Source organism: Pseudomonas sp. FBCC-B35, assembly GCF_059133755.1.
On sequence record NZ_CP101439.1, the window covers coordinates 1,000,522 to 1,012,882 of the forward strand.

Consider the following 12,361-nt stretch of genomic DNA (forward strand, 5'->3'; position numbering starts at 1 on the left):
TCACGACGTGTCATCTGTGCACTCAGAGCACGGAAACCTGATTGCGCTGGGCCTGCCTGAGGAAGCTGGTCAGTTCCCGGGCCGACAGCGGTTTGCTGTAGTGGTAGCCCTGGCCCTCGTGACAGCCTTGGGCAATGATGTAGGCTTCCTGTTCGGCGGTTTCCACGCCTTCGGCAATGACCTGCATGCCCAGGCTTTTGCCCAACTGGATGATGGCGCGCACGATGGTCGCGTCATCGTCGTCATCGAGCAGGTCCTGCACGAAGCTCTTGTCGATCTTGATCTTGTCCAGGGGCAAGGACTTGAGGTAACTCAATGACGAGTACCCGGTCCCGAAGTCGTCGATGGCGATCAGGGCGCCCGAGCGGCGCAGGCTCAGCAGGTGTTGGGCCGCGGTGCTGATGTCCTCCATCAGGCCAGTCTCGGTCACCTCCAGTTCCAGGCTGCGCGGGGGCAGGCGATAGGCCTGGAGCAAATTGTTCACCACCCGCGGCAGTTCGCTGTGGTGAAGTTGGACGGTGGACAGGTTGACCGCCATGCGCAGTTCGCTGAAGCCCAGGTCGTGCCATTCGCGCAATTGCTGGCAGGCCTGGTCGAGCACCCACTCGCCGATCCCGATGATGCTGCCGTTCTGTTCGGCCAGCGGTATGAACTGATCGGGCGGCACCATGCCCAGTTCCGGATGCTGCCAGCGCAACAGCGCCTCGACCCCTACAACGCGATGATCGCGATAGCTGATCTGGGGTTGATACACCAGGTACAGCTGGTTGCGTGGCAGGGCCTCGCGCAGGTCCTTTTCCAGCTCACGGCGCCGACGCATCTCGGTGTCCACGCTCGCGATATAGAACTGGTAGCGATTGCGTGAGCGCGCCTTGGCCAGGGTCATGGTCTGTTCGGCTTTTTGCAGGAGTTTTTCGGTGCTGTCGCCGTCTTCCGGGAACAGGGTGATGCCAATGGTTGCGCGCAGCCGGATCTGCTGGTGGTGGTCCAGGTCGAAGGGCACTTCCAGGTCATCCAGGATGCTTTGCGCAAGCTCTGCCGCTTCGTAGGGCTGTTCGATGTTGGCCTGCACCAGTGCGAACTGGTCGCCCCCCAGCCGCGCCAGCGCGCCCAGTCGTCCGCTGTGGGCCCTCAGACGATCGGCCAAGGCCAGCAGCAACTGGTCGCCTACCTGGTAGGTGAACTGCTCGTTGATGCCCTTGAAATCATCCAGGCCTACGCATAGCACGGCCACCCGGTGTTGCAGGCGCCCACCGTCCACCAGAATCTTGTCCAGTTGCTGCTGCAGTTGCTGGCGATTGGGCAGGCCGGTGAGGAAGTCGTACTGGGCCATGCGCTGCAGACTGTTCTCGGCCTCATGGCGCAGATGGGTATTGCGCTCGATCGATGCCAGCAACTGGTTGGCGGTGTTCACCCAAAGGCCGAGCTCGTTCTTCTCATGGCCTTTGATCAGTGGGATCTGATGCTGGCTGGGGCGATCCGGATTGATCTGGGTGAGGTGTTCGATGATTTTGGAGAGTGGCTTGGTCAACAGCCAGTGGTAGACCAGGTACAGCACCAGCCCCATGGCAAGCGCTCGAAGCACGCCGGAGATGAAGATGATCACGGCATTGATCAGAAAGTCTTCGCCATAGGCCGCCGTATCGAGGGTGATGTTGAGGTCGCCGTAATATTCACTGTAGGGCCCCCGGCCTACCAGCTGCGTGGAGTAGCTACGCTCCTGGCCAAGAATCAGGTCGGTGAGCCAACGCAGGGGCATGTCCTGCAAGGGTCGGGACTTTTCTGCCAGCATCGTCTCGTTGGGGTGGCCGATGGAGGCCATTCGAACCGACTCGTCCTGAAACAGGCCTTCCATGACCTGCATGCCCATTTCTCGGTCCAGGCTGTAGACCGCCTGTGTGGAAGGATCGCGGAACATGTCGAGGATACGCTGGGCGTCATTGTTGACGGCCTGGCGTGTCTTGTAGGTGTCATAGACGATTTGCGCACAGCTGAGCACGACGCCGACCGCTAGCGCCGCCAGGAGCACGACCCTTAGCAACTTGACCGACAAGCTGTTACGCAATTCCAGCTTCAAGGGAGGTTCCTTAATCCATGCAAATGACATTATTTTGCCATCAATCACGACCCTTCACTACGGGAGGGTCATTAGCAGTGTATCGGTTGAAGCCCTGGGTAACTTGAGTGGGCCTCGTCAAGAAACCGGAAGTTTGATGTTAGCGCGCTATGCACACTGAGCAAGTGCCACATCGCCGAACAGCAGGCATAAAAAAGCCCGGCACGTGCCGGGCTCTCAGAGCGTTACGAGGCTCAGGCCTTGAAGGTCTTGCCTTCGAACTGCTCGGCCACGAAGGCCCAGTTGACGAGGTTCCAGAACGCCTCGACATACTTCGGCCGCAGGTTGCGGTAGTCGATGTAGTAGGCGTGCTCCCAGACATCGCAGGTCAGCAGCGGGGTATCGTCGCTGGTCAGCGGGTTGCCGGCACCGATGGTGCTGGCCAGCGCCAGGGAACCATCAGTTTTCTTGACCAGCCAGCCCCAGCCGGAACCGAAGGTGCCGACGGACGTCTTGGTGAACTCTTCCTTGAACTTGTCGAAGGAACCGAAAGCGGTGTTGATGGCTTCTGCCAGGGCGCCGGTCGGCTGGCCGCCGCCGTTTGGCGACAGGCAGTTCCAGTAGAAGGTGTGGTTCCACACTTGAGCGGCGTTGTTGAAGATGCCGCCCGACGAAGAGGTGACGATCTCTTCGAGGGTCTTGCCTTCGAATTCGGTGCCCGGGACCAGGTTGTTCAGGTTCACGACATAGGTGTTGTGGTGCTTGTCGTGGTGATACTCCAGGGTTTCCTTGGAGATGTGCGGCTGCAGGGCATCGTGGGCGTAGGGCAGCGGCGGCAATTCAAAAGCCATGGTAGATCTCCTGATTCAGGTCTAGTTCGCGGTTTGCGCAGGGCCGATCACGGGCGGCCCTATGTGCGTCGGCGAGTTTGTACTCTTTGCGACGCAAGGGCTGGATCATAGCACCAAGCCTTGGCGCATAACCACGCAACAAACATAGGGATTAGAGGTTCCAGGCGCCTTGGCGGGCAGCGACCGGTGGCAGTCGTTTCCAGACCGGACAGGCAGGTAAGTCGCCCGTTGGCACCCACGAGCCCGTACGATCAGTTGAAGATCAGTTGCGCTGCCACGGCGAACATCATCACGGCCACCATCAGGTCCAGCAGTCGCCAGGTGCCTGGCCGTGCCAGCCAGGGCGCCAACCAGGCCGCCCCGATCGCCAGGGTCGAGAACCACAGCAGCGAAGCACTGGCAGCCCCGGCCACGTAGGCGCCCGGCGCCGTCTGCTGGGCCCCGAGCGAGCCGATCAGCAGCACGGTGTCGAGGTAAACGTGGGGGTTGAGCAAGGTGACCGCCAGGGCACTGAGCAGCACGGCGCGCCGTGAGCGCATGCCTTGGCCCTGCTGGTGCTGCAGGCTCTGGTCGGAAAAGACGCTGCGAAGCGCCTTGGCCCCGTACCAGATGAGGAACACCGCGCCCCCCCAGCGGGCAACGCTCAGCAGCGTCGGGTTATGGGCCAGGGCCGTGGCAAGGCCGAACACACCTGCGGCGACCAGCAGGGCATCACACAGGATGCACAGCGCTGCCACCGGCAAGTGATGCTCGCGGCGCAGGCTTTGCGCCAGGACGAATGCGTTCTGCGTGCCGATGGCCATGATCAGGCCCAGGGCGACCAGCAGGCCATTGAGATAACTCTGCCACATGGAAGACGACTCCTCGAAAGATGCTGGCCAGTGTGACAAGTTGCGGGTTATAAGAAAAATCAATAAAGCTCACTGGGCATTAGGAAAATCGATGTTCGACTACAAGTTGCTCGCGGCGCTTGCTGCTGTCGTCGAGCAAGGCGGTTTCGAGCGTGCCGCGCAGGTGCTGGGCCTGTCTCAATCGGCCGTGTCGCAGCGCATCAAGCTGCTGGAGGCGCGCGTGGGGCAGCCGGTACTGGTTCGCATCGCGCCGCCTGGCCCGACGGAGGTAGGCCGGCAGTTGCTCAACCATGTGCAGCAGGTACGCCTGCTTGAGCGCGACCTGCAGCGTCAGGTACCCGCGCTCGAAGACGGGGGCATGCCGGAGCGTCTGCGCATCGCGCTCAATGCCGATAGCCTGGCCACTTGGTGGGCCGGCGCCGTGGGGCAATTCTGCGCCGAGCACAAGGTGCTTACCGATTTGGTGGTCGAGGACCAGGAAGTGGGCCTCAAGCGCATGCGCGCCGGCGACGTGGCCGCCTGCCTGTGCGGCAGCGAACGCCCAGTGGCCGGCGCGCGCAGTCTGGCGCTGGGGGCGATGCGCTATCGGGCCTTGGCCAGCCCTGCCTTCATGAAGCAGCATTTTGCCCAGGGATTCGATGCCCGTCGCCTGGCCCGCACGCCCGCGATCGTCTACGGCCCCGACGATTTCCTGCAGCACCGCTACCTGGCCTCTTTGGGCATGCAGGACGGTTTTCTGCATCATTTATGCCCCTCATCCGAAGGCTTTTTGCGCATGACCGAAGCGGGGTTGGGCTGGGGGCTGGTGCCCGAGTTGCAGGCCCGCGAGCAACTGGCCAGCGGCCAATTGGTGGAAATCTGCAGCGATACCCCGATCGATGTACCGTTGTACTGGCATCATTGGCGTAACGGCGGGCAACTGCTGGCACAGCTGACCGACCACCTGCGCCACAGCGCCCGGCACTGGCTGGTGCCGTTGTAGCGCCTAAGGGCGTCAAAGGCTTCTGAACATCAGGCAAGGCGGAGTGTTACATGCGAATTCTGGTCACTGGCGCAAGTGGCTTCATCGGCGGGCGTTTTGCGCGGCTGGCCCTGGAGCGGGGGCTGGATGTGCGGGTCAGTGGCCGGCGCGCCGAAGGTGTGGAGCACCTGGTGCGGCGTGGCGCGCAGTTCATTCCGGGCGACCTTGGCGACGCGGAGCTGGCCCGGCGCCTGTGCCAGGGCGTCGAGGCCGTGGTGCATTGCGCCGGTGCAGTGGGGCACTGGGGACCCTATCAGGCGTTTGCCCAGGGCAACGTGGTGGTGACCGAGAACGTCGTCGAAGGCTGCCTGAAGGAACACGTGCGTCGCCTCGTGCACCTGTCATCGCCTTCGATCTACTTCAATGGCCGTTCACGCGTGGCCATTGGCGAGGATCAGGTGCCCGGCCGGTTTGCCAATCACTACGCCAGGACCAAGTTCATTGCCGAACAGAAGGTGTTCGGCGCCCAGGAGTTCGGCCTCGAAGTGTTGGCGCTGCGCCCGCGTTTCGTCATCGGCGCAGGCGATACGAGCCTGCTGCCGCGGCTGGTGCACCTGCAACGCAAAGGCAGGCTGGCGATCATCGGCAACGGCTTGAACAAAGTCGACTTCACCAGTGTTCACAACCTGAACGAGGCGCTGTACAGCGCAGTGTTCGCGGACGGGCGCGCGCTTGGGCAAGCGTACAACATCAGCAATGGCCAGCCCTTGCCGCTGTGGGATGTGATCAACTATGTCCTGCGCCAGCTTCAGCTCCCTCAGGTCACCCGCTACCGAGGTTATGGGCTGGCCTACGGCTTGGCCGCGCTCAACGAGGCAGCGTGCACCCTGTGGCCGGGGCGGCCGGAGCCTACGCTGTCACGCCTGGCCATGCAGGTGATGAGTCGCGATTTCACCCTGGACATCACCCGCGCCAGTCAGTACCTGGACTATCAGCCCACCACCAGCGTATGGGCGGCATTGGATGAATTCTGCACGTGGTGGAAACACCAGCCGCCTGGCCGGTAAAGCGTTCAGCTCGACGTCGGGCATCACCGGGCTGCGCGCGCGGTTTATAATCCGGCTTATTTGCAACCTGTGGGGTGGGATGCTCATGCGCTTTGATGCTCGCGATGATTTCGATGATGTACCGGCCTTGCGCGCAGGGACGCAGGATGACGATGAGTTGCTGCCAGCTCATGTCTCGCGCAGTCGCCGTCAAGCGGCCAGGGCGCCGAGCACCGGCCCATTGTGGGCGATGCTGGTGGCCGCGTTCATCGCCCTGGGCTGTCTGGGATGGTGGAGCTATCGGCAGATCTCCCTGATGGAGCAGCAGCTGGTCGCCACTCAGGAGAGCTTCGCGCGCATCAGCGAAGACGCGGCAGGGCGTTTGCAGGCAATCAGCGGCAAGGTCGAAGCCAGCGCGTCGTCCAGCAACAGTGGCAGTGAAGCCCTCAAACAGCAGATCAGCCAGTTGCAGGCCAGTCTGGCCGAGCAAGGCAAGCAGCAGGCAGGTGTAGCGGGCCAGGCCGGGGACCTGGGCAAGCGCCTGGAGCAGGTCCTGGCGGACACCCGTGAACAGCAAAGAGCGGTCACCGAGCTGCAAACGCAGTTGCAGGCACAGTTGAAGGCGGTGAACGGCGAGTTGGCAGCGCTCAAGTCGGGCCAGGTCGATGGGGGCAAGCTCGACGGGCAACTCAAGAGTCTGAGCGAGGAGGTGGCCGCGCTGAAAAAACAAGGCAATCCCACGGCCGCCATCGAAAGCCTGCAGCAGGATGTGCTGGTGCTCAAAAGCCAGCTGGACAACCGCCCGAACACGGCGGCCGGCGGGGGCGCATCGGTGCAGGAGTTCGACGCGTTTCGTGGTCAGATGACCCGTAACCTGAACAACGTCCAGAGCCAGCTGCAGAACCTGCAGCAGCAGATCAACGCCAGGCCATGACTGGGAAGGGCAGGGGCCGGGTCCTGGCCCCTGTCTCAGGCCTTACAGGCGTGGGTAGTCGATATACCCCACCGGCCCCTGGCCATAGAACGTTTCCGGATGAGCTTCGTTCAGTGGGGCATCGTCAGCCAGGCGTGCAGGCAGGTCCGGGTTGGCGATGAACGGCACACCAAAGGCCACGGCATCGGCTTTGCCATCGGCCAGGGCCGCATTGGCACTGGCTTTGTCGAAACCTTCGTTGACGATATAGACGCCACCAAATGCGTCTTTGAGGGCAGGGCCCAGGCTGTCGTCGCGCTCCCGCTCCCGTGAGCAGATGAAGGCAATGCCCCGCTTGCCCAGCGCTCGCGCCACATACGTGAAGGTCTGGGTACGGTCGGCATCGCCCATGTCATGGGCATCGGCGCGCGGCGCCAGGTGCATCCCAACGCGCTGCGCCCCCCATACCTGGACTACGGCATCGGTGACCTCCAACAGCAGGCGCGCCCGGTTTTCCAGCGAGCCGCCGTACGCGTCGGTGCGCTGGTTGGTGCTGCTTTGCAGGAACTGGTCGAGCAGATAGCCGTTGGCGCCATGGATCTCGACACCGTCAAAGCCTGCGGCCTTGGCGTTTTCGGCGCCAGTGCGGAAGGCCTCGACGATGTCGCTGATCTCTTCGGTATCCAGGGCCCGAGGCGTGGGGTAGTCGCTGAGCGGGCGAACCAGACTCACGTGCCCCTTGGGCTGGATGGCACTGGGTGCGACCGGCAACTGGCCATCGAGGTAGCGTGGATGGGAAATGCGGCCCACGTGCCACAGCTGCAAGAAGATTCGGCCGCCTGCGGCATGCACGGCATGGGTGACGTGGGTCCAGCCCCTGACCTGTTCCGCACTCCAGATGCCCGGTGTGTCCGGGTAGCCCACGCCCATGGGGCTGACCGACGTCGCCTCACTGATGATCAGACCGGCACTGGCGCGTTGTACGTAGTACTCGGCCATCAGTGCATTCGGCACGCGGCCGGCGTCTGCGCGGCAACGGGTGAGTGGGGCCATGATGATACGATTGGGCAGTTCCAGATCGCCCAGGGTGATTGGATCGAATAGCGTGGTCATGACGTATACCTGAAAGTCAAAGGGAGTCGCGCAATTGTTCGAGCAATGCTTCGATGATGACTTCGTTGCGCTTGAACAAGTGCCATTGGCCGATTTTCTGGCGGATGACCAGGCCTGCTCGCTGCAGGATCGCCAGGTGCGCCGACACAGTCGATTGGGACAACCCGCAGCGCCGCTCGATCTGCCGGCACAAACCCCTTGGTCAGTACTGTGGACCTGCTCGAGAAACTGGGCTGCCGGCGTTTTCAACCAGCCGAGTATTTCCCGCCTCACCGGGTGGGCGAGGGCTTTCATGATGTCGTCCAGGTCAAGCGGCATGGCTCATCTCGCAGCGGTGCATCGGGTCAGCGCGAACCCTACATCGTGATTTTGCGATATACAAAGATTCAAGTGTTCCGAGCGAGTAGCCAGACGATATATCGCTCGGCGGCGATATGTCCCGAGCAAGTGATAGACTGGCGCCATGAATTATCTTGCACACCTGCACCTGGGAGGGTCGGCTCCGCAGCAATTGCTGGGCAGCCTCTACGGGGACTTCGTCAAAGGTTCGCTGGAAGGGCGGTTCCCGCCGCAGCTCGAAGCGTCCATCCGACTGCATCGACACATCGACAGTTTCACCGACGCCCACCCTGTGGTGCTCGCTTCCCTGGCGCGCTTTGCGCGGGTGCGGCGGCGGTTTGCGGGGATCGCTCTGGACGTCTTTTTCGACCACTGCCTGGCGCGGCACTGGCCCGAGTATGGGCGCCAGCCGCTGCGTCAGTTCACCCAGGCGTTCTATCAGGTGCTGTTAGCCGAGCCCGCCCTGCCGGGCCGGTTGGCCCACATCGCGCCGTCCATGGCGCAGTCTGATTGGCTGGGCTCGTATGCTGACTTTGCCACGCTGGAGCAGGTGTTTGCCGGGATCGCCCGGCGCTTGTCGCGGCCTGAAGGCCTGGTAGGGGTCATGGACGAGCTTGATCGCCTGTACGTGCCGTTGCTCGATGATTTCCGCGAATTCTACCCGCTGGTACAAGCGTTCGCTGCCAGTCATCGGGCACAGGCCAGCCCGTGCGTTGATTGACGGATCTGCTGCATTCAGGCAGCAGTCGCACACTGCCTGCGAAGTGCCGGTGGCTCTGGTTTGCCGTAGAGCGCCTGATGGATCGAACGCTGGGCCTGGAGCCCCAGCAGCGTGCGGCCCTTGCCATGACTTGCCAGTGGCTCGAGCAGGTGAATCCGCACTCGACCGCGAGGTTGCGCGAGCAACCGCAGCAGGTGTGACAGCAGATCGTCATCTCCCACGAAGGGTGCAAAGGGGTCGATCTGGCCCCGCCGCTGGTATTGGATTGCCACCGGTTGCACGGCGATGCCCTGGTCGATGGCTGCCGCCAGCAGGCGCCCATGGAACGTCCCGAGCTGGTGCCCGTCGGTGGTAGTGCCTTCGGGAAACAGCAACAGGGGGTGACCTGTGACCAACCGCTGACCGATGTGCACGCGCAGCTGCTGGCCATCGCTGGCACCGCGCTTGATGAACAAGGTGCCTGCCTGCTCGGCTAACCACCCGGCAAGCGGCCAGTGCCGGACCTCGGCCTTGGACAGAAATGACACAGGGGCCAGCATGCCCAACAGGGGAATGTCGGTCCAGGACACATGGTTGCTGACCCACAGCATGGGGCTGCTCGGCAGCTTCCCCGTCACGCAGACGTCGAACGGCAGTGCTGCCACCAAGCGCCGCATGAACAGCCGTGTCCAGCGTTGCCGGCGCGCGAGCGACGCTTTGATGCCAAGGTGCCGCCCGATGACGAGCAGGCTGGCCATCAGCAGCCCCAGCGCCACCACCAGCAGCACGTGAGCCAGGCGCCCCACCTGCCGCAGACGGCCCCTCACACAGCGGCCTTGAAGTGACGGGCGTAGCGCGGGCACAGCGCCTCGCGCTTGAGCAGGATGAACACATCGGCGACCTGGAAGTCTTCATCCCAGCACGGTTCGCCACAGACCTTGGCGCCCAGGCGCATGTAGGCCTTGAGCAAGGCCGGCATCTGGGCGCCCACGTTATCCGGCAACGTCAGCGGTGGCAGCGGTTTGCGGGGTTCGGCACGCAGGTCCTGGGTGCACAGGTGGCGTTCGCGCAGGCGCTGCATGACCGCATGCGCCTGCACCCCGCCGTCCTGCATCGAGATGCTGGCGCAACCCATCAGGTAGCGATAACCGCCTTCGTTGAGTACTTCGGCCAGCTCACTCCAGAGCGTAGCAATGGTGCCGCCGTTGCGGTACGGCGCGGCCACGCAGGTGCGGCCCACTTCCAGGATAGGGCCCTGAAGTTGCAGCAGCCCCTGCAGGCGGAACCCTTCCTCGCTGTAGAAGCGACCCAGGCTGCTGGCCGCCTCGTGGTCGAGCAGGCGGGTGGTGGCCACCAGTCGTCCAGTGGTGACATCGCGTACGCCGATATGGCGGCAGTGCGCGTCAAATTCGTCCTGATCCAGGCCGTGCTCAGCGCCCTTGAACCTTGCCTCGAACGCTTCGCTGAAGACCTGATAGCGCAGGGCCTGGGCCTCCTGCAACGCGGCGTGACCCATCAGGCGCTCGGCGTGCAGGCGGTGTCCGGCGCAGGTGTCGGCAACATGAGCGATTCGCGTCATTACGAGTCTCCATAAAACCAGCCATGCAAAGGTGGCCGGTAGGCGTTTATGTGCACGTTCAGGCTAGAAACATGGGATGTCACGGCGATGAAGGTTCGATGATGCTTGCATGAACCGCCCGTTGGGCGTGGCGGCGAACGTGCTGGCGCTTGCTGTGCCAAAGACCTGCGCGGTAAGGTGAGCCGCCTGCATTTTCGAGACCCCTCATGCTGAAGTCACTCCGCCTATGGCCCGCACTGCTGCTTGCGTTGTGCCTGCCCGCACACGCCAATTGGCACCTTGATGGCGAGTCGTCTCGCCTGTCGTTCATCACCGGTACCAATGGCGAAGCGGCGCAGGTGCACCGCTTCCTGGTGCTGCATGGCACGGTGGACCGCAAAGGCGCCGCGAGCCTTCGTATCGAGATGGATTCGGTCAGCAGTGGCGTGCCGCTGCGTGATGAACGCATGCGTGACGCGTTGTTCGACGTCGCGCGGTTTGCCGAAGCGACCGTGCAGGCACAACTGGATCTGCGCCCGATCAACGACTTGGCCAACGGGGCGCAGATCGAACTGCGCCTGCCGCTGACGGTAACGTTGCACGGCCAGTCCCATCGTTACGAGGCCTTGCTGCTGGCCACTCGCCTGGACGAGCGGCGGTTTCAGGTCGTGACCTTGGAGCCTCTGGTGCTGCGCGCCGAGGATTTCGGCCTGATGCCAGGGCTGCAAGCCCTGCGCAAGTCCGCCAACCTTACGGCCATCAACCCGTCCGTACCGGTCAATGCGGTACTGATCTTCACTGCGCGCTGACATGCCGGGCCCGGTCTTCCCCTGGCGGGATGGCAACCAGTTCGAGCTGCTGATCGATGGGCCACACTTCTTTCCCCGCATGCTGTCGGCCATCGAGCATGCCCAGACGCAGGTAGACCTGGAGCTGTACCTGGTCGAGTCCGGGGCCTGCGCCGAGGCTGTGGTCCAGGCGCTGGAACAGACGGCCCGCCGCGGGGTGCGGGTGCGCTGCCTGTTCGATTATTACGGGTCGCTGGCCTTGAGCGCCAAGCTGCGGCAACGTCTGGTGGATGCCGGCGTGTACCTGCGCTGGTACAACCGGCTGCACTGGAAACGCGGGCTGCGCAACCTGTACCGCGACCATCGCAAGTTACTGGTGGTCGACGAGCAGTGGGCGGTGGTCGGCGGTACCGGGGTGACCGACGAGTTCTGGCAACCGGGCCAGCCCAGCAGCGAATGGCATGAGGTGATGGTGCTGATGCAAGGCCCGGTGGTGAGCGACTGGCAATTGCTGTTCGATCGCCAGTGGCAGGCCAACCATCGCCGCACGGCCTGGCGCCCTGCCGAGGGCTTCGGCCTGCCGCGCCTGCCCAAGGTGCCTGCGCAAGGGCAGGGCATGGGCCGGGTGGCGTACGCCGACGCCCGTCAGCATCAGGACATCCTGCATGCATTGGTGCGTGCCCTCAACAGCGGCAAGCAGCGCATTTGGCTGGCCACGCCTTATTTTCTGCCGACCTGGAGCGTACGCCGCTCGCTGCGCCGCGCAGCGGGCAAGGGCGTCGATGTGCGGTTGCTGCTCACCGGCCCGCGCACCGACCACCCTTCGGTACGGTATGCCGGCCACCGGTACTATCCACGCCTGCTGCGCGCCGGAGTGCGAATTTTCGAGTATCAGCCGTGCTTCCTGCACCTGAAGATGGTGGTGGTGGACGATTGGGTCAGCGTCGGCTCCTGCAACTTCGACCATTGGAACCTGCGCTTCAATCTGGAGGCCAATATAGAAGCGTTGGACCTGCCGCTGACGACCGCAGTGGTCGCCAGTTTCGAGCGCGATTTCGCCCTGAGCGAGGAAGTCGACCTCGCGCACTGGAATGCCAGGCCGTTCTGGCGCCGGGTCAAACAGCGCATCTGGGGATGGCTGGACCGGTTGGTGGCCAACGTGCTCGACCGGCGCGACTGAGCGCA

The 12,361-nt window shown here is 63.3% G+C and carries 12 protein-coding genes and 1 pseudogene; 6 read left to right on the forward strand and 7 right to left on the reverse strand.

Annotated features, from left to right (window positions below; genetic code table 11):
- Positions 1–22 precede the first annotated feature (22 nt).
- From NMB38_RS04440 to NMB38_RS04450, 3 genes are all read right to left on the reverse strand, one after another.
- Positions 23–2,077, reverse strand: coding sequence for a putative bifunctional diguanylate cyclase/phosphodiesterase (locus tag NMB38_RS04440; protein ID WP_027914508.1), 2,055 nt, complete (start codon positions 2,075–2,077; stop codon positions 23–25).
- Positions 2,078–2,310: 233 nt separating this feature from the next.
- Positions 2,311–2,907, reverse strand: a complete 597-nt coding sequence (locus NMB38_RS04445; protein WP_027914509.1) for a superoxide dismutase — start codon at positions 2,905–2,907, stop codon at positions 2,311–2,313.
- 251 nt (positions 2,908–3,158) lie between these two features.
- Positions 3,159–3,758, reverse strand: a complete 600-nt coding sequence (locus tag NMB38_RS04450) for a LysE/ArgO family amino acid transporter (protein ID WP_027914510.1) — start codon at positions 3,756–3,758, stop codon at positions 3,159–3,161.
- A gap of 91 nt (positions 3,759–3,849) precedes the next feature.
- Here NMB38_RS04450 and NMB38_RS04455 point away from each other — a divergent pair, with 91 nt between their 5' ends.
- The 3 genes from NMB38_RS04455 to NMB38_RS04465 all read left to right on the forward strand — a co-directional run bounded on the left by NMB38_RS04455 (position 3,850) and on the right by NMB38_RS04465 (position 6,699).
- Positions 3,850–4,740, forward strand: coding sequence for a LysR family transcriptional regulator ArgP (locus NMB38_RS04455; RefSeq protein ID WP_027914511.1), 891 nt, complete (start codon positions 3,850–3,852; stop codon positions 4,738–4,740).
- A 50-nt stretch (positions 4,741–4,790) separates the two neighbouring features.
- The gene (locus NMB38_RS04460) at positions 4,791–5,786 is read left to right on the forward strand and encodes an NAD-dependent epimerase/dehydratase family protein (RefSeq protein ID WP_027914512.1); all 996 of its coding nucleotides are present in this window, start codon (positions 4,791–4,793) and stop codon (positions 5,784–5,786) included.
- 85 nt (positions 5,787–5,871) lie between these two features.
- On the forward strand, positions 5,872–6,699 hold the full coding sequence (locus tag NMB38_RS04465) for a hypothetical protein (protein WP_028687212.1): 828 nt from the start codon (positions 5,872–5,874) through the stop codon (positions 6,697–6,699).
- A gap of 42 nt (positions 6,700–6,741) precedes the next feature.
- Here NMB38_RS04465 and NMB38_RS04470 read toward each other — a convergent pair whose 3' ends face one another.
- Together NMB38_RS04470 and NMB38_RS04475 are read right to left on the reverse strand one after the other, a co-directional pair.
- Complete coding sequence (locus NMB38_RS04470; protein WP_027914514.1) at positions 6,742–7,791, reverse strand: alkene reductase; 1,050 nt, start codon at positions 7,789–7,791, stop codon at positions 6,742–6,744.
- A gap of 16 nt (positions 7,792–7,807) precedes the next feature.
- Positions 7,808–8,109: pseudogene (locus NMB38_RS04475) on the reverse strand (ArsR/SmtB family transcription factor).
- A gap of 145 nt (positions 8,110–8,254) precedes the next feature.
- On the opposite strand from NMB38_RS04475, the gene NMB38_RS04480 reads away from it, so the two are divergent.
- The gene (locus NMB38_RS04480; protein WP_027914515.1) at positions 8,255–8,851 is read left to right on the forward strand and encodes an acyl carrier protein phosphodiesterase; all 597 of its coding nucleotides are present in this window, start codon (positions 8,255–8,257) and stop codon (positions 8,849–8,851) included.
- A 14-nt stretch (positions 8,852–8,865) separates the two neighbouring features.
- On the opposite strand, the gene NMB38_RS04485 is transcribed toward NMB38_RS04480, so the two are convergent.
- Positions 8,866–9,657, reverse strand: a complete 792-nt coding sequence (locus tag NMB38_RS04485) for a lysophospholipid acyltransferase family protein (protein WP_027914516.1) — start codon at positions 9,655–9,657, stop codon at positions 8,866–8,868.
- Positions 9,654–10,409, reverse strand: coding sequence for a GNAT family N-acetyltransferase (locus NMB38_RS04490; protein WP_027914517.1), 756 nt, complete (start codon positions 10,407–10,409; stop codon positions 9,654–9,656). Before NMB38_RS04490 ends, NMB38_RS04485 begins: the two co-directional genes overlap by 4 nt.
- 206 nt (positions 10,410–10,615) lie before the next feature.
- On the opposite strand from NMB38_RS04490, the gene NMB38_RS04495 reads away from it, so the two are divergent.
- Both NMB38_RS04495 and NMB38_RS04500 read left to right on the forward strand, forming a co-directional pair.
- On the forward strand, positions 10,616–11,197 hold the full coding sequence (locus NMB38_RS04495; protein ID WP_027914518.1) for a YceI family protein: 582 nt from the start codon (positions 10,616–10,618) through the stop codon (positions 11,195–11,197).
- A gap of 1 nt (position 11,198) precedes the next feature.
- A complete protein-coding gene (locus NMB38_RS04500; protein WP_027914519.1) occupies positions 11,199–12,356 on the forward strand; it encodes a phospholipase D-like domain-containing protein in 1,158 nt (385 codons plus the stop codon).
- Positions 12,357–12,361: the final 5 nt, after the last annotated feature.

Excerpts from the sequence above, each read along its gene's own strand:
- NMB38_RS04450 (WP_027914510.1), bottom strand. The coding sequence starts at position 3,758 with ATGTGGCAGAGTTATCTCAATGGCCTGCTGGTCGCCCTGGGCCTGATC.
- NMB38_RS04500 (WP_027914519.1), top strand. The coding sequence starts at position 11,199 with ATGCCGGGCCCGGTCTTCCCCTGGCGGGATGGCAACCAGTTCGAGCTG.
- NMB38_RS04490 (WP_027914517.1), bottom strand. The coding sequence starts at position 10,409 with ATGACGCGAATCGCTCATGTTGCCGACACCTGCGCCGGACACCGCCTG.
- NMB38_RS04470 (WP_027914514.1), bottom strand. The coding sequence starts at position 7,791 with ATGACCACGCTATTCGATCCAATCACCCTGGGCGATCTGGAACTGCCC.
- NMB38_RS04495 (WP_027914518.1), top strand. The coding sequence starts at position 10,616 with ATGCTGAAGTCACTCCGCCTATGGCCCGCACTGCTGCTTGCGTTGTGC.
- NMB38_RS04460 (WP_027914512.1), top strand. The coding sequence starts at position 4,791 with ATGCGAATTCTGGTCACTGGCGCAAGTGGCTTCATCGGCGGGCGTTTT.
- NMB38_RS04465 (WP_028687212.1), top strand. The coding sequence starts at position 5,872 with ATGCGCTTTGATGCTCGCGATGATTTCGATGATGTACCGGCCTTGCGC.
- NMB38_RS04445 (WP_027914509.1), bottom strand. The coding sequence starts at position 2,907 with ATGGCTTTTGAATTGCCGCCGCTGCCCTACGCCCACGATGCCCTGCAG.
- NMB38_RS04480 (WP_027914515.1), top strand. The coding sequence starts at position 8,255 with ATGAATTATCTTGCACACCTGCACCTGGGAGGGTCGGCTCCGCAGCAA.
- NMB38_RS04455 (WP_027914511.1), top strand. The coding sequence starts at position 3,850 with ATGTTCGACTACAAGTTGCTCGCGGCGCTTGCTGCTGTCGTCGAGCAA.